Genomic DNA, 20,717 nt, shown 5'->3' with positions numbered 1-20,717 from the left:
TTATTTTTTTGATTGTATGTATTGAATTACTTCGTCACCAAGAGGGGATACGGTATATAACCGTGCACGTCCCATCTCGCTTACGTCAACTAATCCAGCACCCTCTAAGCGTGCTGCCATTTCATCCAACATGTGTCGCGATCCTAAAAGTTTTTTGTTTTCACTGGATTGACGTTGAAATAAATCATTTACTAATTCCCCCAGTAATTCTTTGTTAAGTGGACGATTCTCTGACTTAAGAATAGCAAGTGCCCACTTACCATTACCGAGACGGTCACTTAGTGTCTTTAAAATCTGTTCACGACTTAAGATAGGACAATCTCCTTTCTGCAATTATTGCATCGAATCGATTCAGTTAATGCATCAGTAATCAAATCTTACATTATGATAGAACTGAAAGCAAGTCCATATTGTAGTGCTGCTCCGGATATATTCCCTTTATGTTGTTGGACTTTCTAGACATCTGCCTATTGATGCAATACTCCATTTTATTGAATCTAATCGAATCGATTCAATATTAATTGATGTGTTTCTTTCTGTTCGATGGAGTATCCTATAGGAATGCATACAGCTTTCGAGTAGATGCCTGGTCGCTCCATATACGAAATCCCCAAGATTACATATAGGGTATGGGAGGGTAGATCACTTAAAAGAGGAAATATGCTTAAATTCTAACCTTTATGATGGATAAGATATGGTTCACAGGTGATCCGTGTATGATGATATGGTGAACCACATACTTGCTGATGATTAATCACTACCTGTAGGTAGAAATAGGATTCGAAGTTTTTACTCGTTGTCTGTTAACCATTACTTGTAATATAATTTGGTTCAAACTTGGAACTATGGCTTTACACGTTTCGGTTAATTTTTTGTACTAAATTGCTTGGAGAGAGGGGAGGATTCTTGGTGTAAAAGTGCAAGTTATTTTTTTTGAGCATGCTGTTCATCTATCATTGTTATTCGTGCCATCGTAATGATTTATCTTTGTTCATCCATTGTTATTTCAGTTCAATTCTTATCTGGTCATGCTTGTTCATCCATCTGTGTTTCTATTGAATTTCTATTGTTCATCCATACATGAAACTATCTATGATAGCATCTGTTTAAGCATTGATTAGGATAAAGAGCAACATTTACCTGAAAGTCCTGATACACCAACGTATTCGTCCGCGCTCGAATTCCCGACTAATACGAATTTCGGTCATTCTCATTTAAATCAACCCGGACCCAATCATGGGCTCAGAAAGGTGGATGTTATAACTATGTCCAATTTTGAAATTCAGGATCCAAAAGAAGTACCAGATAATGACTTACCAAGACGGAAGAGAAGAAGTGAAGATTATTCGATCGGTGATACAATTGATCAGCTTTCGGAAAGAGAATGGAGGTTCCTAGTTGATCTATATAAATGCAGATGTATGTCTCAAAGTGTTCTCGTTGATACCTATTTTTTAGATAGTCCAGAAATGTACTATGAGGAATATCTTACAATGGATTCCGTTGAAAGGTTGGCCATTGAAGAGAAGAATAGAAAACGAGCAGTTTTGAAAGCCCGAAGAACGATAACAAAGTTTAAGCAGCGTGATATTGTTGAAGCGAATTATGCCCTTCCAGATGAACTTGATCGTCCGTCAAATAAGCGGGAAAGAGTCGCAGGAGAGTCTTGGTATTATCTGAGTGGCCGCGGTCTACGAATTGTTGAGAAGAGGTTGGAAGTTCCAGAAGAGTCTCGGTTATCGAAACATGAAGTTGATATGGAGAGAGCGAAGAAGAAGCATTATTGGGAGCTTGGTAAAGTTTATCTCGATCTTAGGTATAACTGGATGGTTAAGTTTCCGGAGTACAGGCAATTCTTTGATTGGGACTGGTATCCTTCTGAGTCCGTCTATAGCGACAATAATACATTGACGATCCGTCCAGATGCCATATTCACCATCGGCGAACAGGCGTTCTATATTGAACTTGACCGTTCCACAGAACCCGTACAACGATCACCATTTGCATCCGGGCAGGTTTCCATCGAAAAGAAACTCGAGCGCTACCGTGATGTAATCAAGTTATCATCTAATCCCATCATCCGAAGCGGGATCATCGCTTTTATTATCCCAGAGGCAATATACAATACACGCTTCGAGAACATTAGCAACGCCGCAGAACGTGTGTTTGGTAAAAAGAATCGCGTACTAACAGGCAGAAATATTGGCGACATTATCGCAGGTCTAGGGGACCTAGACACATAAAGTAAAAAATATCATTATTATGGGAAATCAATAGATGGACAAACTCTCATTCATGTATATCACTATACATATATGTGTGTTATTATATATGTTAGTTAATATATCAATATACATGAATGGAGGGGGGTGAGGGTTTGAATAGAAATAGAAAAATCGTTTTAGTCAGCGTTGGTATCATTCTTATTCTGATTACATCGGTATTGCTGATTCGGAGTCCGGGACATAAAGAGATGCCTTCATCAGACCCGCCGAAACAGGTGGTTGTGAATCCATCAACTTCGGAAGTTCCCGAAGAACCTAAAGAGATGGACGATCAACACAAGAAAATCGTTGGATTGATTGATGATGTCGGTGGCGAAATCGTTAATGGTGTTCCAGGGGCGAAGAATCTCTTATCGGGGAGCTATAAGTGGTTTTTGGGATTTGATACGAAATACGCAATCATTTTGCTCGTGTTTATATGTGTAGTGATTGGCATATTGCTACCAAGTAGTAAGAAACAGCAAAAGTAGGTAGGTGAGTACCAGTTGGGTTTTGGCAAAAATAGCAAAAAGAAAAATGCAGAGACGACAGTAACTGCAGAGGAAGAACCAAAGCAACATAACCAGAAAAGCGATAAATCTATAAAACCTAGCGCGCCGCGTGGAATGGCGGGCAAAAAGGCGATAAGGGTTATCTTTTGGATTATAGCGGCAGCAATTGTTCTGAAAGGTTGTACCGCGACTATTCGAGGTGATCGGGTAATTTCTCAGGTTAACAATTATGGCATCCAGACGAATCCTTCGATTGATGACTCAATAAAAGGTTTCGCACTAGACTTTGCAAATGAATACTTCTCTTGGGATATCACGGACCTGGGAAGTCATGGAAAACGAGTGTCCCGCTTCGTTAGTCATATTGATGGTGATGCAGGTTTAAAAACGAGTGAACTTAAAGGTTCATCCCGAGTGCTATCGACGGAAATCTACGACAGCAAAAAAATTAGTGACACGCGAGTAGATGTGACCGTGCTCGTCCGGCGTGAATATATTCCCGCTCCAGTACTAGGTGTAGGTACCGATTCTAAAACATCGCCTTCTACGACTCCAACGGCCAATACCATCAATAAGTTTTACATGGTTATCCCAGTAAGTTCATCGCCTGATGGGCACGTGATTGAATCTTATCCTCGTTTTGTTGGTGAACAATTAAAGGGTGAACCCGAAAAGGATAAAACGCTGGGTAGTGCAATTACTGATGAGGCAATAGTTAATAAGGGTAAAGATCTATCCGAGGGATTCCTACGAGCATGGTATGAAGGTAATGTTAATCAACTGAAATACTTCTTTGTAGATCCAGAGTCATCACCTAAACACATTTCATCATCAGGATTTATTCTTGAGAAAGTGGAAAGCGTCGATATGTTCTCCAATAAGGAGTCCAAAACTTCTCCTATCCAAATGAATGTCATTGTGACAGTGAAGAATGCGTTAGGTGAGAAATTCAACAACGTATGGAGCTTAAAAGCTTTAGAGAAAGATGGTCGTTTATACGTCACATCTATCGACAATAAACCTCTAGGTACGGAGGAAGCATCTTCGAATGAAGGCAAAGCTTCCACGACCACACAGGATGCGATTAAGAATACGTCGACTCCTACACCCTCTGCAACAGCAACAAAATAGCCGAAAATCGAAGGAGATTATTAAATGAAACTGAAACTTAGTTCTTTTAAAAAAAATGTACTTAAAAACGTTGGTATTTTATCCGTCATCTCATTGTTTACCGTATCTAGTGCGTATGCAAGCCCTCTGGGTAATCTTGCTAATTCACTAACATCTGATTTAAAAACTTGGTTCACTTTGATTTTACTTGCTGTAGGTATCTTCTTCCTCGTTAAGCGTGATTGGTTTAAAATGATTGGATTCATCGCAGCAGCTCTTATTATTTCCATTTTTACCCAGTCGGATCTAGTTGGTAAAATTGCCAAAAAATTCTATGATTACTTCATGAATTAATATGAGTGATCATAAAGAATCTCCGAGAATGACCGTTTCTAATTATTCGAAGATATGGACATTGGATTGGGTCATTTACGCGCTGGAAGGAAAAAAACTTCCATTCCCGACGAATCTCAGAGTTGTTGCCATCTTTTGTGTGACAGAGCTGCTTTTTATTATTCTTGGGAAAACACTTCTTTTCTTCCTTCCGGGTGCGTGGAAGTATGTATTCCTGCCAGGGTTCATCACATGGGTTGTTGCAAAACAAAAGTTGGATGGTAAAGCGCCTCATAAATGGCTGTACGCTATGATCCTCTTCTGGATGCGTCCTAAACGACTACATAGGTACCGCAAATTCGAACATAACAAGCATTACGGATATGGCACTAAAGTGGTGTACCGCAACACAACAAGAGAGCGTGCATAGACACGCTCCTTTTTTATAAGGAGGTTTGTACCTTTGGCCGTAGCAACAAAGAAAAAAATCAACAAAGTCCAAGTGGAGTTCCCTATTACATACTTTGAGCAAAACCTTATCTTTACACAGAACAGGGAAGTCTGGGCACTATATGAAATCGATTCATACGTATATGACCATTTAAGCGAACAACAAAAGATTGATCGTCTTATCTCGCAAACTTCATTTCTAACATTATTAACGGATCAGTTTCACATCCTATGGCTTCCTAAGATTCACGATATTGATAAACACCATGAACTCTTGAGACAACGTCTTAAAGGCCCAGTTAAAAAGTGGGGCAAGAAATACATTAATAACCTACGAGACTATTTAAATGAGAACTACAACGATGTCGGTGGTGGAAACAATGCTGATTATCGAGCCTATATTGCCGTATGCCTTCCTAAGAGTGATGATAAGGATCTTGTCGAGCAAGTAAGTACTTTATATTCAGAGTTTAAGAAAATGCTGCTTCACCCTAAGCGCTTTATTGAAAATATATCCGGAATGAATGAACCTGAGATTTTCGATCATGAATATCATTCCTACATGATCAAAGAGAAACAAATCTTTGATCGCCTTTCTCGTAAGATAAAAGTAATGAGAGGGACTGGCGCTACCATTGAGTGGCTGATTAAGCGTAATTACTGGTGGGGTATTGCTGAACCTGTACTTCGTTCAGTGGAAAACGAACCTTGGTCTCCAAAGAAGACAAAAGGATTCCGTGGAGGGTTTGATACTATCTTCTACGATCCGCGCCAAGTATTGACTCTTACCGAAGGTGATATTGATACCTCTCATCCACGACGAATAAAGATCACGCAGCCGTATGATGGGGAAGAAAAAGAAGTTTACCACGCATACCTGACACTTTCGGAGTTACCTGAATCCATGGAGATGCCAGGAAGTGAGTGGTTATATAGTGCAGCAACACTTCCGTTTCAAGTAGAGATGAGTATCAAGGTAGAGGTACTTGAAGCCCGCGATGCCCTGAAGAAGCTTGGGCGCAAAAAGATGGACATTGAGAGCCAAGTTAAAAACATACTAGAAGCGGGTGCCTCGATTCCGCTTGATCTACAAGAGAAGCAGGAAAGAGCGCTTTACCTTGAGGACGAGTACAAGAAACGCAAAAACCCAACTTTTATCACACATGTCACTTTCGGCTTATACCATACCGACATCAATATGTTAAAAAGTAATGTGAAGATCATTCAAGATCATTATCGTGATTTCGGGAATATTCATATTGAATTACCCGCCGGTGACCAATGGCTATTGTTGAATGACTTTATTCCAGGCTCTCCAAGGTATGTATCAGATTACATTCAGCGAATACCCCCCGAAACGCTGGCTGCAGGAATGGTTGGGGCAACTCAAGAATTAGGCGATGGCAAAGGACTTTATATAGGCACCACAGGCGCATTAGACCATCCCGTTTACTTCGATCCTAGTCACGCCAGCCAAATCAACCGAAGTCCAAGTATAACGGACACTGGTACATTGGGAGGTGGAAAATCTGTTTTAGCCAATTTACTTGCTTATCAGAATGCCGTAAACGGTGGTAAGACACTCATATTCGATCCAAAAGGCGAGAGATCGGCCTGGCCGGACATGTTGCCTGAACTGGAAGGTCAAATCCAAGTGGCGACGTTATCCTCCTCCAAAGAAGATATGGGGAAATTAGATCCATTTGTCATGTTAGAAGATAGAGAGGCAGCTAAAGAAGCAGCCGTTGAAATCTTGGCTTACCTATCCTCTACGAAAACGGATCGCGTAGAGTACAGTTATATCTCCCAAGCAGTACATAAGGTCGCAGCGATGGAACGCCCATATTTAGCTGCTTGTATTCCTGTTCTTTATGAGATGGGGAAAGAAAGACCTCCTGCGTACATGTTAGCTGAGATTCTTCAAAGCTTTGAAACCTTGTCCTTTGCCAAACTGTTGTTTGGTACAGGACAACAAAAAACCATCCAAATGGATTTTGCGCTTAATATACTTCAGGTACAGAACTTGAAGATGCCTTCTCCAGAGAAATCACCTGAAAACTATTCACTCGATGAAAAAATGTCAGTGGCTATGATGTTCGCTATGGCCCGCTTCGCACATAAGTACATTTACCATGATCGATCCATATTCAAATTTGTCCTTATGGATGAAGCGTGGGCGTTACTTGGCACACAAGCGGGTAAAGCTCTTGCTGATATGGTTGTCCGTACCGGACGGAGTTTAAACGGCGGTGCAATCATTGTTACACAGAACGCAACTGACGTAGCAGGGGACTTGGCGGGTAATATCGGCGTTAAATTCGCATTCAGGGATTCGGATACAAATAAGATTAAGCAGACATTATCGTTCTACGGTATGGAGCATACGCAGTCCAATATAGATATGATCAAGAACTTAGATAATGGTCAATGTCTTATGCAGGATATTTACGGACGTGTCGGTCTTGTACGTATTGATGTCGTATTCCAACATCTATTCGATTGCTTCGACACGCGACCACCTGCAGAGTCCATTCTTCCAAAAACGGACGATGAAGAAGATGAGTTTTCAGCGCTTGAAGGGTTTGTAGGTTACTTGGAGGCGTCTGCTGCCCTCGATGGGGAGGAGGAAGACGACGATGACGAACAAGATGATGAGCTTGATGAGGACGAAGATTAAGAAGTCCAGTCGAACAAGGACGATTCTTCTAACAATTGGACTAGTTCTATTCCTTATTGTTGGCGTCATCGTCCCAGTCCACTCCATTTATGCAGATTCTCTGGATCAGATGATTCCAGCTGATAAAAATGCACCTGCAACTGCATTGTACAATATGTACAGTCCATCACACTATGCATTCCAAACGATCCACCCGGATCGTAAAATGTGGCAGGTCAGCGCCAAAGCGGATGATAGTATTTCTACGGTATATGACCATATGTTGAGTTTGCTATTTATTGGGACAGCACAAGTTACCCGATTCTTTAACTTCATCGCACGAGAAGCATTTGAATTTAGCTTTATGAATCAACTCATTGATGCAGTAGGTGAAGTCTTACAGAATTTAACAGGGACGAGTAATGGGTTTCTCGGGAATAGTCTATGGGGCACCATGTTTGGTATTATTGTCCCCATTGTATTAATAGTCGGATTGTATCAATTGTTACGACTTCGATTCCTCGAGTCCATTCAAACATTTACTTCGTTCTTGATCGCACTTGTCATAGCACTCGTTTTCTTCTCCCAGGCAGGTCCTATCCTTAAATTTATTAACCAAGCAGGAGAAGAACTCGGCACTACGATGTATGCAGGTCTTGCGAGAGCAACGAATCTCGAAGCTGACAACAAGAAGGGTGTCACGGTCATTTCAGAGGAAGTATGGAACGAATTTGTAATGCGACCATACAAAATGCTGCAATTCGATGATCCTTCAATTGATAACAAAAAGATTGATCCAATTCTTAAATCTGATCCATTCTCAGATAATCGTAAGCAGTTGCTGGAGAATATGGTCAAAACGTATCCGGCGATTGCGAAAGATCGGATGCCAGAACAATTTATACTCATTATCATTAACTTTATATTTGCACTTATCATACTTGGGTTTTTCTGTTTTTGGGCCGTCTTTCTCATGTTTACTAAAATTAAATTCCTTATTCATGCTGCTACGATGGGAGTTACCCTTCTTGCGTCACTGTTACCAGGAAGACAAGCGGGACTGTCCGTGGTTCGCGGACAATTCATTAAACTCGTGGGACTTGGATGGATGTCGGTAATGACAATGTTCTTCCTCGACTTGTCGCTTGTAATGGGTCACTTCACGTTTGATATCGTAGCAGTCAAAGCAGGAGCGGGTTGGTTTACGGGTCTTGTGATTGAAGCTATCGTGATATACGTCATCTTTAAATATCGAGAAGAAATGGGCTCCGTATTCTCCAATGTAGCCGGCGTGTTACCGAAAGCACCTAAGGCGGGATCAGCTATTGTTGATGAGGCGAAGCGAATGGCTACTCGTAAAGTATACAGCGCAGCAAAGGGTGTTTTCAGCAAAAAAGAATCAGAGGGTGTGCCGAGTACATTTAAGCCAGGTGCATTAAATAAAGCTGATACCGATCTCAACCACGCAACCTCTGCAAGCATGATGCTCCGCTATCAGCAAGAGAAAAATACCTCTGATCAAATTGCATCTGAAACAGGGGAGCCTGCTAAATATACGCCTTTTGTTAAAGGTGTAAATGAAAATCTGCGAAATAACGCGAAGAACCCTTTCCGTGGTATGGACAAAGAGTGGAAGGATGAGAAGGGCCGTCTCAAGTCTATTAAAGATGACGGAGGCAGCGTTAAGCAGTCAATCCTTAATCGTGGCATTACGGATGATATGAATGATCAGCAAGCAGCGACAACGATGTATAACAACGAGAATATGATACGCCAAGCTGGTTCTCATATGGTTAATCGTAAACCAGAAGCTGTAGCTCAGGTAAGTCGTGCAAAAACGCTAAACTCCAATGGCAAAATGAAAAGTTCTGTTGCCGATTTCACAATGCTCAATCTCTGGGATCGTTACAAGACTGAGCGGGGAGCTGCCTTCCAAACATCTAATGCGACTGGTGAACCAGTTAAACACACTGACTTTGTAAAGGACATGGATAGCCGCTTCAAATCAGCAGGAATAAATAATACTTCTCAGATAAACGAAGCAATGTTGAGTAAACAGAAACGTAGAGCTATTACACATCATTTCGAATCGAGTCCAGCTTTCGCGGATCAGAAATCGAAGCTATTGCAATCGAATGAAGCATTCAGAAGGGCAACTCCGACTCCTATGGGAGGTTCACAACCAGATGTACCTAAAGTGAATACTTCGGGTCCTCTTAATTCCAGTTCCCTAATGAAGACAATGCCGAATCTTCCGAATGCCTCTGTAGATCGGACGTCAACTATTGACATGAAAGTGAATCCGAAAGTTAATATGAAAACATCAATCGGAAAAATCAATTTGCCAACCGATATGCAGAGTAAAATGCAAGAATCTGTTGCAAAGATGGGTTCAACTCAACGTATGAACATCGGCGAGAAAATTGAGATCAATACAGAGATGAAGACCGAAAAGCTTGTTGACCTTACACATAAGGTTTCTACGAAAGTTAGTAATCATTTGAATGAGGAACAAGAAATCACAAGAATTAACAGATCGACACATCGTCAACAAGCTGTCTTAGATCCGAAAAACAAGGACATTGCGAATAACGTCGCTAGTAAGTCATCTAAGGCAAGAAAACTCCGTGAGGCAAAGAATAATTCAAACTAGGTTCACTAGTTTAAGTAAGGAGGGAGGGCATTGTTTGCTTCTCTTAATACCAACCTTGAAGCTTTAAAGGGGTATGCGAAACAACGGATAAAGGATGAGATTAAAAAGAGGGTTATCAAAAAGGTGACCCTCGCTCTTCTTAAAAATCCTTATGTGCTCGGTGCTCTAGGCATTATTGCACTAATAATTCTAGTTTTTATGTTACTTGCTGCTGTTGTTTCAACGACAAATCAAATTGCTAGTGAATCCTTTATCTCCGATAAGATCTTACCGCCTCAAATATATGTTCGCAATTTAGAAGATCATATCACTGACCCATTCGGAGAACGTATTGACCCCATTTCAGGGCAAAAAAGCATACATACTGGGATGGATATCGGAATACCTACAGGGACACCTGTAAATGCGTCATCTGATGGTATCGTACAAATCGTTAGTTATCCAAAGTCGTCCGATTCCGAGAGTACGAAGAATGCAGGAATTTACGTCACCATCGCTGCTTCAGATGCTGATGTTGGATCAACAACACGTTATCTTCATCTCAGTGAAGCATTTGTAACTCCTGGTCAACACGTTAAAATGGGGGAGCTAATTGGTCTTTCAGGGAATACGGGTAGATCAACAGGAAGTCATCTCCATTTCGAAATGATACCGACAGGAGAAGAGCCGATTGACCCACAGAATTTCATTAATCTGATGAGCGTAATTACGGATGCAGCCAGTGAAGCAGCTTTGAGTGCGATGAAAAAAATTCCTTTCTCCGAAATGCAGGGTGAATATCACTCAAAGAAAATGCTTTACCTTAGTGGGCTCTACATGGATAACGCACCCCCAGCGTTTAATCCCACAGGTACCATTTACATTAAAGGACTTGGCAATGGTTATTCTTCCGTACTAGGGACGATTCCGAACACGGGTAATACACCAACTGCTCCTGATCCTGATTATGGACCTGTCACTGTTCCGAGCGATTTAGGTTCTCTCACTGATCCATTCTTCCTAAATTACGCATATGCTGCGCAAAGAGAAGAACAGAGAAGCGGGATTCCTGCCAGTATCACGTTAGCGCAAGCCGCGCTTGAATCAGGTAAAGGGGCACATACCATTTGTAATAACTTTTTTGGTATTAAAGCGAGTGCAAATTACTCGGGACCTTCCTGTACAGCTACCACGAACGAAGAGTACGGTGGCGTCAATGTATCGATAACCGCAAAATTCAGGTCATACAGCAATCCTGAAGAATCCTTTGCAGATCATTCTGACTTCCTGCTCGTCAATGGACGGTATCATACAGCACTTATACAAAACAACCCTTATGCGTTTGCTAATGAACTCCAGCGAGCTGGGTATGCAACGGATAGTCAATATGCGAATAAGTTAAAATCGATCATCCGCAGCCAGAACCTAGCTAGTCTAGATGCGAATAGAGGGATAGATCCCGTTACCGGACAACCATTCGATGATGTTGCCTTCATAGGTGGGGGAATCAACGGAGGGGGAGAGGGGGATACAATCACATTGGTGTTCGGTATTTCCCAACTTTACGGCTCTTATGCGCACAGGTTATTTCATTGGACGGATAGCGACGGGTACGGACACACGGACAGCTATCCGTTGACGGATCCGATGACAAATCAGCCAGTAATAAATTTGGTGAATTATAATAATGTGTTAAACTATTATATAGGCACTGATACCGAAGCTCCTAACATAGCAATCAAGGATATTCCTTCTGCTATTGCTGTTACACTTGAATCCGGTGGCGCTGAATCGGTTGTCGTGTCAAAAGTTGAATACATAAAGGGGAACTACTAATATGAACGCAGAATTCATCGAGAACTTATTTATTGATTCCTATATGATGATGAACTTTGAAATTACTTTCTCTGGTGTGAAAGATTGGTTTGAAATGGCTGAAGTTACGATCACGGATGCGGATCTCTTCCGAGCCTTGCTACTACCCGAACGTCTAAGTGGTGACCTTCAAACGAAGTTCTCCTTGGCAACGGTCTATCGGCACGAAGATATGTTCTTTCAAGCGAATCGCTTCGGGGACACGGACGAACCCATTCATCAATTGCTCCTTCGTTTGATGAATGTAAAGTCGATACACGGTGAGCAAAATGCATTAATTGATCTAGGTTTGGTCATCCACCAGGATAAAAATTCAACGACACCGATATATTCGACTCTTCATCATTTTTTTGAATAGAAGCGGACGGCCTGGCGGCAGAACTGCTCGTGAGCCGCAGGACAGCGATCGTAAGGAGGGGTTTCATTGTTATTATCAGAAGCATCTGCTACATCAAATACTGAAATATATACATATGGTCCATTAGTTTTGATGGTTGTACTTGCTATTGTTCTATTTTTTGTAATTCGATGGGTTATAAGATATTTAAACGATCTAAAAAAGGCCGTCAGGGAACGAAAGTAAAATCAAGGAGCTGTAGCATCTCCTTTTTGACATTCCGCAGACATTCCTTAAAAATCAAACGGTGGAAGCATAAAGAGCCACGCGAGAATCCACTCGTGTGGCTCTTTTCGTTTCGTTCCTATTGCTCACCCTATCTTTTTCCTTTATAATAAAAGTATTCCGATTCACCAAACATTTTCTCCGCCGCTACCATAATTTCGACGGAGAGGGAGCCAGGTTTGTCAGTAGACAATCCTATATATATAAGTGCCTTGAGGTAGATAAGAACATGCCATCTTTATTTGGTTATGGTCTTTTTTAACTTTCAGGGCTTTTTTGCTTTTTACTAAGCTAAAACAAAGGAGGGTAATACGAAGTGGACCATTTACAAAAGTATTGGGTCGAAGAACTGGAGAAAATACGTAAAGGTGTCAACAATCTGGATGGTTACACTACGACTATCTCACCGCACTATTGGCGTGATCGATACCATAATGATGAGTATCCTGATCGTACTTTCGACGAACTTGATATCGTTTGGGCAATTGCTCAAGGTCGAATCGTTGAAGGTTATGATAGTGGTGAGCGAGGTCGCAACCAAGAACCAGAACGTGTCATTGTCGGTCCTGCTGCATCGGGTGATCATATTGTGGTTTGTGTCCTTATTAAGACTGGTAACAGTTTTATCGTAAAGACAGCATTCCCTGTTGATCGCGAGAGATACCGCAAATATGTGCCAACACAGGGGTAATACGAAAAAAAATTGGAGAGGGGGATGGCTATGCCGTCCGAACGTTATTTCAAATTTATGGCTTGGTTTTATATCCTTGGAGGGCTGTTTTTAATTGATAGGCTCGTTTTTGGATAATTCGATCAACGCTTTGTGAAATATCAAACCCATGATAAAATGTAGGTTATAGGAGGGGATGTATGTATGTCTCACTGTGACCGGTGTAAAGGAGAAATTATACAAATGACTACTTCAACAGAACGTCCATTTGATGGGGGCACATTAGTTGTTACCGATGTTCCCGTTCAAAAATGTGAATGTGATGAACAGATTTTAATTGGTGATGGCGCAATGGTAGCTGGTTACGCAAGGCATCTGGCCAAGATGAAAATCATTGGTCAAGTCAACGTCTCCTTGAATGATCTTAAGCGGAATTTCACGCTTCAAGATTTTCTTCCAAAAGCAATCACTTAGTCTGAAGGTGTTAAGCAGGGTAATACGAACATGTTATTTTCGGAGCTCTACTTCTTGAAGGTGACTAACTGAATCCAGCCATTTGGCATGCGATCAGTTTATCGCCCTATCGAAGGGACCACTCCGTATCCAATACAACATATTGGGATAATGGAGGAGATACCACACGGTGTCTTCTTTTTTTATGCCCGCTGGAGGTAATAGGAATGATAAAAAAGGTAACGATCAAAATGGATCACAGCCTGGTTTGTGGCGGAATGGCTATCGTTGAATTAGGTGGAGTGGACAATTACGTATTTTTCGACGTAGTGAAGACCAACCCGCTTCAAGTTATCGTAGGCAGCCGTGGCAAACATATTGAAGAAGACGTAGCGGATGTTCTCGAAAAAGAGCTTTTGAAGCTTTTCAACAAGCATCAAGTTCCTCTTAAACTCGGAACATACGCAGTTACGGCTTAGGTGGTAATACAAAAAAATAACATAAGGGTGGTAATACGTATGCAAAAACCTATTCAAAAACAAGTTTGTCTTTTAATGAATCTTGGGGGATTTGAAGTACGCTTTAACGATAATTTGGAAATGGCGCAGCGTCATGGTTCCATTGTTTACTCCTTAACAGCTAATGGCGTTTCTCCCTCGGATGAAATGCCCGTTAATGTGATGACAATGACCAAAGATGAACTTCTTGCTTGGACGGCTAACATCAATCGTCAGCTGCGAGAGAATGGTGTTTATTTGGACAATGTTGTGATCCTTGCAGCAGGCCGTGTACACCGGGGAATTCTCCCTGGCTCTGCATACATCGCGCAAGGTATCCGGATTGGAGCGTGAGTTCTGTGAAGATACGCTCTATCGCCTTCAAATGGCACGCTGATGCGCATATTTCATCCATTGTACCCGTGTTGGAACAGCAATGTGACATGCGGGCAACAACCAAGAAACATATCTGGTCCCGCTCCATTGGTGAGCATAAGTTCGAAATCGAATTTAGAGAAAAGATCAGTGAGAGAGAGCGTTCGCAGTTTTGGATCCGTTGGTATCATCCATCAGGTTCAACCGATAAAGGAGGCTTAGAGAGATTGCTTAGTTCTTGGTTTTATACCTTGAGCAACCAATTTCCTACGACAGTCTTTTGGATGCAGGTTGCTTTTGATGAGAGTTCGTTTCGTCCCCTTTATGGGTTTACGGAGTCGACTCCGAAAATTTGGACGAAGGTGGAGAAGCAGCACCGTTTCTCGGTGTTTCCTTTTCAGGATCACTTCTATTACGAAGTCAAAGCGCCTGATATTAGGAAGCCGATTCACCATCACCGATTTTCACTTTGGATTGATGATTTGAAATCGAACCTGTTGGGGACTAAACGACCCGATGACCAAATTTTATTTGATCTCGAAACTGCATAGGTATATGCAACGCAAGACGCTGGGGTAATACGAATTAAGCTGGATACATACAAAAAAAATTTACGAGGAGGTAGCCCCTCTGCTTTTGTGCAACGGGGCTGATCCCCGCACTATAGGCATGGGCGAACTAATATGAACAACAACAATAAGGCACTCATTTTCAAGGCACAACGTCTGCAGGAATCCCGTAAGGCTCTAAAAGAGTGTACGGTCATCGGTAAATTACTTTCTAAATAACGATGTTTTCCACATGACAGTTGTTACATGAATCGAGAAACCTGGAGGTAATAAGAAAATGTCCATTTCAACCTTAAACAAATTCGCAGTGAATGAAGTAAAGAGCAGCTATTATGCGACGTGCGATGCGCGCCACTTATCCAATAGGGATCTACTTACCCTGTTGCTCGAACCTCTTGTAAAGAACAAAGAACTGTCCGTTGTGGTGGATGACGTTCTCCAAAAAGGGTTGCCATACTTGGCTTCCCTTTCCGAATTTGAGTTATCTCACTTGTTCGGATTGGATGAACGTCAATCCTTTCACTTGATGGCTGTCTTTGAAACGGCTCGCCGCATTAGTAGAGTCGGTTTTGAAGAGGGAATTGTCATTCGCACGCCTGCCGATATTCAAAAAGTCGTGGAAGATCTAAGGTTTCTTGACCGTGAGCACTTCGTTACGATTTACCTCAACACGAAGAACATTGTCATTGGCCGTGAAACCATTTCTATCGGCTCTTTGAATGCTGCTGTCGTTCATCCCCGCGAAGTGTTCAAGCAGTCTGTACGTCGGGGCGCAGCATCCGTTGTTTTTGCTCATAACCATCCCAGTGGAATAACGGATGCGAGCCCAGAAGACATCTCTCTTACGAAGCGATTAGTTGACGCAGGAGAGGTTCTAGGCATACCAGTCCTTGATCATGTGATTATCGGCGGAATGAAAATGTTGAGTTTGAAGGAAAAGGGATACATGTAAGAACAGGGAGGTAATACGAACGATGAAAATTGTATTTGCTGAAATTACCGGATTTAAGCTCCACAAGAGTACTCGATCATTTGAATTTGGTCTTGTGAATCATATATCTGGAGGTAACGGTAGGGGTAAGACCACGATTGCAGAAGCGATTGTGTGGTGTCTCAAAGGCTGTGATCTCGCAGGCGGAACGAAGGGGATCTTCGATCGACTGAAAAATAAATCATCCAAAGAGACGAAAGTTGTAATCGGAGTTGAAGTACCTAAAGACGGGGATATCACACGTTATAACTTTTGCCGCACGCGTAAGGGCAAACTCACGAAGTTATTCCTCAACGGTCATGAAGCAAAGCAAATGGATTTCGACGAACTCATAGGTTCTTCAACCGATATATTCCTCAGTATTTTCGTTCCTGGTTATTTTGGCTCGATTGCTGCAGCTGAACCGACACGAGCTCGTAACATGCTTGTGTCTATGCTGCCGAAGATTGATCATGACAAGGTGCTCGAAAATCTAGAATTTGATGATCGGGATCGAATTGCGCGGTTAGAGATGATTAACCCGCAAAAAACGCTCTCGGACTTGCGGTTAGAACTCAGTGAGTTGGATGTTTTTTTAGAAAAGGTGCAAGGGAAGATTGAATATCTTCAGGCCGAGAGTATGCTTGATATCCCAATGAGGATGATCGAAGAAGATGAAGAGGAGCTCACTGAGCTTAAAGAGACACTGGCCGTCCTTATGGAAGGTGGCAGTCAACCTTTTCAACATGATCTATCTCCTCTCCATGAGAAGAAAGCTACACTTAAAGCCAGTTTTGAAGAGAAGAAACGAGAATCCGATCGTTTACGTCAACTCCCAAACCCTAAAGCCGGTGATCTTTGTCAAGAATGTGGTCATGTCATGTCCGAAGCGGAAGTTACCGACAAGCATCAAAAACGGTATCATACGCTAATCGCGCTAAAAGAAGAATGCGATGAACTCAAGGTACAGGGACATGAGCTGCTTAATGAAATCATGGGCATGAGTCATAAGAATACCGTTTTGATTTCCGAGTTCTTCAAGGAGAAGGGAAAAAAAATGTTAGCCGTTCAAGCTGATATCGACAGGCTACAAGGTCTCCAAAATGAAAGATACACGAAGCTCAAAATGGCAGAGGATTTAGAAAAGCAACACGAAATCTTTGGTGAAACATTGACGGAGCGGGATGAGAAGCATGCCGATAGGCAGGCTGTCTATAATTTCATGCTTCAGTACGCGGAAATGCAAGTGGCATATGTCAACTCGTTCTTGAATTTAGCCGAAATTCAGCTATTCAAGTATTCGCAGGCTACGGGGGAAATCTCCCTTGACTTTACCCTTCTATATAACAATACCGAGTACAAGTCATTATCCACCTCAGAGAAGATCCGTTGTTCAATTGAGCTCGCCAGTCTATTAAATCGGGTACATCAGATTTCATATCCAGTGTATATCGATAATGCTGAGTCAATTGAATCCTTCGATGAACCAGACGCACAATATTTTGTGTCCAGGGTCGTACCGAAGGCGCCTTTATTGGCTGCAACGGTCGTTGCTTAAATACGAATTAGCGGAAGGGGTTTGAGAATGTACTCAAATCCCTTCTTTGCATGGAGTTAAATACATTTAAGTGGCCGGTACCATCGTACCCGCACAAGGAGGATATAGGTATGTTACAAAATTTGGTGGCCCTATTTATTTTAATTATTTTATTTCTCATTGTTGCCCCGGCAGCAGGGCTGTTACTAGCTTTTATCAAGGTCATTACTCGTCGATATTTGAATCGGTACTATATCATTAGCAAGAGGAAAAACGGGGACTATGCCTTACACTTCCAACCAATCTTATTCTTCTATTATGCGAAACCTGAGAAATACTTTCGAATTCGCGAAGAAGCAGTGGCGAAGTTCCATAGCAAATTCCCGCTTAGTACCTTAATTACTGAGACATCTACCTTACATGGCTATTATGCCCGTATGGGATACATCGGAACTCCGAAGCATTCCAAAGGCTTAAAGCGTGTCGGTAGATTGCTTATTAATGATTTTTTAGTCCTGATCAATTTTGCTAGTTACCGCAAACGTAACGAAGAGGAATGGCAGTTCGCTCACATGTTTCGACGTATTCATCGAGCTACACCGATGGAATACAGGATGTAAGTGGACGGGATAAATGCAATAACAGCATGGTAAATGAGAGGAGACATACAGATGAAATTCAATGGATGGAATAACGAACTGACCTATGATTCATGGTCATTTAGTCAAGAAGGATGGGTTATCGCCCATGAACAATTGTCTCTCGCAGATGCCGAGGAATTTACGGCGTTTCAAGAGGCACTAGGTCACATGGTGTTAGTTGTAGACCTAGGAGAATTGTGTCACCTATACAAAACCCAACAGGTGCTTATCACAGAACCTGGCGTGTTATTGGGACGGTGAGCTGATGGGAACATTACAACTTGATCTATTCGACTTACTGGAGTTATTAGGAAAGAGAGTATCGGTTCCTGTCGATGATTATTACATGGAGTTTCAATCCGTGGGTTCTTCACGTCGCAGGGATGCCGGATATGGGGGCGATCCTACAACGGAAACATATGTACGGAAACTCATTGGTGAGGGTAATGAAGCATACGCCCAGTGGCGTAATAAAATTATTGGTGATGACACATGCCGTGATTTGCTTCATGAATTGATCGTTCAGCTATGGTGTGTGAGGGTAAAGGGGAAATTGAGTAGTTCAATCTATTCAAAGCCCGCTTCACCTAAAGTCTATACGCCCCATATTGTCGATGATTTTACTTCATTCATTCCAGAGCAATTAATATTGCCTAAAGAAAGCTTACTACTTGCCTGTTTTGAAAATTATATCGGCAATGAGCAGGACATCTACCATGTCATCTATTTTAATTATGTAGATGAAAAATGGTACGTCGCTTCTGTTTTGTATGATCACCGTAAGCATAAATGGTCGAACTCCCTGACTAGGTGCAAGAGTGTGTTGCTACGTGCAGATTTAGAGTATCAACGTTGGACGCAAGCAGGCTTTGACAAGGCCAAGGATAGTAATAGCCTTGATCCTCAAATTGCCGCTGTGTGGACGAACTACATTAAGTTTTATGGACGAGATGATGCCCTGGCTCGATTAGGTCTTCATCCCGCTGCCTAGGGAGTAATACGTAAATTATTTCAGGAGGATATATGAATGGCTTATAAATGGGAAGAGAATTGTTTGCAAAAATATGGTGAAGAAATCACTCTTCAACTTATTGATGCGCAGAAAAAGTATGAAGAAGAGGAAAAGGATAATGACTGTGACTATTGCGGAAAAGGAAATGAAGGAGCAGTCATTGAATGGAACGACAAAAAAGGTAATAGATATCCCGTTCTAATGCATTATGGTTTATGGGTCGACGGCCAATGTAAAAAATGCGGTTGTTTAAATTAGAACGACTAAAAAGTTGATAGCGGGGATTACGGTTTATTCGGATCGCCATAACCGGCATCCCCGCTTCTTAGGGGTAATACGTAATTTATAATTGGAGGTCATACGAATGGAAGTTAAATTTTCTAACAATGTGATTCATGTGTATTCCCGTGCTGATGCACTAGCAGACGAAGTTCTTGTCGATGTAACCAGCACAGCGAAGGAAGCGGGCTTTAAACTGCCTGTTGCTCTTACTCAATCCGTATGGGGTAATCTTGATCCAGATGAAGATGCACTATCTCGTGGAGAAAGTAAGGAAGGACGGCTTTGGGATTGCTTGTTTATGTGCGCTTTTGCTATTCGTCGTGGAGATAAGAACCGAAGTACTGTACCGTTCTCATTCTATGTAACGCTTGAAGGAGTGGCAACGCTCGTCACCATGTACGCCATGATTGGTCCAGGTGATCATTACGAGCCTGTCATTACCATTATGTCATCGTTATCGGAAGAATAGGAGAGGGAGGTCATACGATGAGTTACAACCGGGAAGATATGAAGAAGATTTCCTCTCAAGAGGCTATTGATCGATACAATAGCTCGCAAGAAGTGTATTGCCTGTACTGGGATGGCACGGAATGCGTGGTAGAGGAGTTTGAGGATATAATTCATCACCGCAATAGAGGTGGCGAATTTGGATACGAACTTGATGAAGAGGAGCTGTTGACACATGAGTGATGTTGTTCAGATCAACATGTTTGAGTACTTGGAGGAGATAAAGGATAGCGAACAAGAAGTGAAAGCTGCGATCCGGGCCGAGTGGACATTTGCTCAAGTTTGGAAAAGCAGATTCAAACGTATGTTTGCTCGTTCAATGGAAGTCCTGTCTTTATTCTTAAACAGGCTTCCTCTTCACTTCGGACTCATTCAAGTTGTTAATGTGTATACCATTACTCGTGGTTTCGGTGGATCTGAAGCGGGTGGTTGGTACTATCGAAAGTATTCATGCGTTAAATCCATATTGGCTTTCAGATGGGACGCAGATGTTCTTCAGCGTAAGATGCAACTGCATTACCAATGTTACCAGTGGGGGAGTCTTACTGATTCTTGGGGACAAGATGTAAAAGTCTGCATTGAAGATACGAAAGCGACGCGCCATATGACGTGTGTGCCTTCTCTTGAAGATGCCGAACTCATTATCCTCAATAAGCAGTGAGGTACTAAGCGGATTACCGATCGCTAACACCATTCTTCTTATTCTAGTCTTCGTGGAGGTTATATAAAAAAAGGATTTCTCTTGGTTGC

General features: G+C 42.0%; 24 protein-coding genes. 23 read left to right on the top strand and 1 reads right to left on the bottom strand.

Annotated features, from left to right (window positions below; all coding sequences use genetic code 11):
• Entirely contained in the window at positions 1 to 333 is a 333-nt protein-coding gene (locus tag AC58P7_RS14645; RefSeq protein WP_497343969.1) for a hypothetical protein, read from the bottom strand.
• A gap of 932 nt (positions 334 to 1,265) precedes the next feature.
• Between AC58P7_RS14645 and AC58P7_RS14640 the strand changes: the two genes are divergently transcribed.
• The 23 genes from AC58P7_RS14640 (at position 1,266) to AC58P7_RS14530 (ending at position 20,628) form a co-directional block, all read left to right on the top strand.
• Positions 1,266 to 2,243, top strand: coding sequence for a replication-relaxation family protein (locus AC58P7_RS14640; protein ID WP_497343967.1), 978 nt, complete (start codon positions 1,266 to 1,268; stop codon positions 2,241 to 2,243).
• A 134-nt stretch (positions 2,244 to 2,377) separates the two neighbouring features.
• On the top strand, positions 2,378 to 2,755 hold the full coding sequence (locus AC58P7_RS14635; protein ID WP_497343965.1) for a hypothetical protein: 378 nt from the start codon (positions 2,378 to 2,380) through the stop codon (positions 2,753 to 2,755).
• 15 nt (positions 2,756 to 2,770) lie between these two features.
• Positions 2,771 to 3,907 carry a conjugal transfer protein gene (locus AC58P7_RS14630; RefSeq protein ID WP_497343963.1) on the top strand — a complete coding sequence of 379 codons (1,137 nt, stop codon included), beginning with the start codon at positions 2,771 to 2,773 and terminating at the stop codon, positions 3,905 to 3,907.
• Positions 3,908 to 3,931: 24 nt separating this feature from the next.
• On the top strand, positions 3,932 to 4,240 hold the full coding sequence (locus tag AC58P7_RS14625) for a hypothetical protein (RefSeq protein WP_497343961.1): 309 nt from the start codon (positions 3,932 to 3,934) through the stop codon (positions 4,238 to 4,240).
• 1 nt (position 4,241) lies between these two features.
• Positions 4,242 to 4,649, top strand: coding sequence for a TcpE family conjugal transfer membrane protein (locus tag AC58P7_RS14620; RefSeq protein WP_497343959.1), 408 nt, complete (start codon positions 4,242 to 4,244; stop codon positions 4,647 to 4,649).
• Between the two features lie 33 nt (positions 4,650 to 4,682).
• Positions 4,683 to 7,346, top strand: coding sequence for an ATP-binding protein (locus AC58P7_RS14615; RefSeq protein ID WP_497343957.1), 2,664 nt, complete (start codon positions 4,683 to 4,685; stop codon positions 7,344 to 7,346).
• Positions 7,306 to 9,978, top strand: coding sequence for a CD3337/EF1877 family mobilome membrane protein (locus tag AC58P7_RS14610; RefSeq protein ID WP_497343956.1), 2,673 nt, complete (start codon positions 7,306 to 7,308; stop codon positions 9,976 to 9,978). Before AC58P7_RS14615 ends, AC58P7_RS14610 begins: the two co-directional genes overlap by 41 nt.
• A gap of 30 nt (positions 9,979 to 10,008) precedes the next feature.
• Positions 10,009 to 11,793 (top strand): glucosaminidase domain-containing protein, encoded by a 1,785-nt coding sequence (locus tag AC58P7_RS14605; protein WP_497343954.1) that lies wholly within the window; start codon positions 10,009 to 10,011, stop codon positions 11,791 to 11,793.
• 1 nt (position 11,794) lies between these two features.
• The gene (locus AC58P7_RS14600; RefSeq protein ID WP_497343952.1) at positions 11,795 to 12,190 is read left to right on the top strand and encodes a hypothetical protein; all 396 of its coding nucleotides are present in this window, start codon (positions 11,795 to 11,797) and stop codon (positions 12,188 to 12,190) included.
• Positions 12,191 to 12,770: 580 nt separating this feature from the next.
• Positions 12,771 to 13,145 carry a DUF4258 domain-containing protein gene (locus AC58P7_RS14595; RefSeq protein WP_497343950.1) on the top strand — a complete coding sequence of 125 codons (375 nt, stop codon included), beginning with the start codon at positions 12,771 to 12,773 and terminating at the stop codon, positions 13,143 to 13,145.
• Positions 13,146 to 13,328: 183 nt separating this feature from the next.
• The gene (locus AC58P7_RS14590; RefSeq protein ID WP_497343948.1) at positions 13,329 to 13,598 is read left to right on the top strand and encodes a YgiT-type zinc finger protein; all 270 of its coding nucleotides are present in this window, start codon (positions 13,329 to 13,331) and stop codon (positions 13,596 to 13,598) included.
• Positions 13,599 to 13,804: 206 nt separating this feature from the next.
• Positions 13,805 to 14,056: a hypothetical protein gene (locus AC58P7_RS14585; protein ID WP_497343947.1), complete on the top strand. Its 252-nt coding sequence runs from the start codon at positions 13,805 to 13,807 to the stop codon at positions 14,054 to 14,056.
• A 39-nt stretch (positions 14,057 to 14,095) separates the two neighbouring features.
• Entirely contained in the window at positions 14,096 to 14,428 is a 333-nt protein-coding gene (locus tag AC58P7_RS14580; RefSeq protein ID WP_497343945.1) for a hypothetical protein, read from the top strand.
• Positions 14,429 to 14,433: 5 nt separating this feature from the next.
• Positions 14,434 to 15,000: a hypothetical protein gene (locus AC58P7_RS14575; RefSeq protein WP_497343943.1), complete on the top strand. Its 567-nt coding sequence runs from the start codon at positions 14,434 to 14,436 to the stop codon at positions 14,998 to 15,000.
• A gap of 295 nt (positions 15,001 to 15,295) precedes the next feature.
• Complete coding sequence (gene radC, locus AC58P7_RS14570) at positions 15,296 to 15,970, top strand: RadC family protein (RefSeq protein WP_497343941.1); 675 nt, start codon at positions 15,296 to 15,298, stop codon at positions 15,968 to 15,970.
• A 22-nt stretch (positions 15,971 to 15,992) separates the two neighbouring features.
• Positions 15,993 to 17,546 carry an AAA family ATPase gene (locus tag AC58P7_RS14565; protein WP_497343940.1) on the top strand — a complete coding sequence of 518 codons (1,554 nt, stop codon included), beginning with the start codon at positions 15,993 to 15,995 and terminating at the stop codon, positions 17,544 to 17,546.
• A 110-nt stretch (positions 17,547 to 17,656) separates the two neighbouring features.
• Entirely contained in the window at positions 17,657 to 18,145 is a 489-nt protein-coding gene (locus AC58P7_RS14560; protein ID WP_497343938.1) for a hypothetical protein, read from the top strand.
• Positions 18,146 to 18,178: 33 nt separating this feature from the next.
• A complete protein-coding gene (locus tag AC58P7_RS14555) occupies positions 18,179 to 18,427 on the top strand; it encodes a hypothetical protein (protein WP_497343936.1) in 249 nt (82 codons plus the stop codon).
• Positions 18,428 to 18,431: 4 nt separating this feature from the next.
• Positions 18,432 to 19,157: a hypothetical protein gene (locus AC58P7_RS14550; RefSeq protein WP_497343935.1), complete on the top strand. Its 726-nt coding sequence runs from the start codon at positions 18,432 to 18,434 to the stop codon at positions 19,155 to 19,157.
• Positions 19,158 to 19,193: 36 nt separating this feature from the next.
• Complete coding sequence (locus AC58P7_RS14545) at positions 19,194 to 19,436, top strand: hypothetical protein (RefSeq protein WP_497343933.1); 243 nt, start codon at positions 19,194 to 19,196, stop codon at positions 19,434 to 19,436.
• Positions 19,437 to 19,542: 106 nt separating this feature from the next.
• Positions 19,543 to 19,929: a DUF6573 family protein gene (locus AC58P7_RS14540; protein WP_497343931.1), complete on the top strand. Its 387-nt coding sequence runs from the start codon at positions 19,543 to 19,545 to the stop codon at positions 19,927 to 19,929.
• A 17-nt stretch (positions 19,930 to 19,946) separates the two neighbouring features.
• On the top strand, positions 19,947 to 20,150 hold the full coding sequence (locus AC58P7_RS14535; protein WP_497343929.1) for a hypothetical protein: 204 nt from the start codon (positions 19,947 to 19,949) through the stop codon (positions 20,148 to 20,150).
• Entirely contained in the window at positions 20,143 to 20,628 is a 486-nt protein-coding gene (locus AC58P7_RS14530; protein WP_497343927.1) for a hypothetical protein, read from the top strand. Before AC58P7_RS14535 ends, AC58P7_RS14530 begins: the two co-directional genes overlap by 8 nt.
• Positions 20,629 to 20,717 lie beyond the last annotated feature (89 nt).

The organism is Paenibacillus sp. J22FR5 (genome assembly GCF_059691975.1).
Note: the sequence above shows the minus strand (reverse complement) of the source record. Positions and strands in the feature narration are given on the sequence as shown.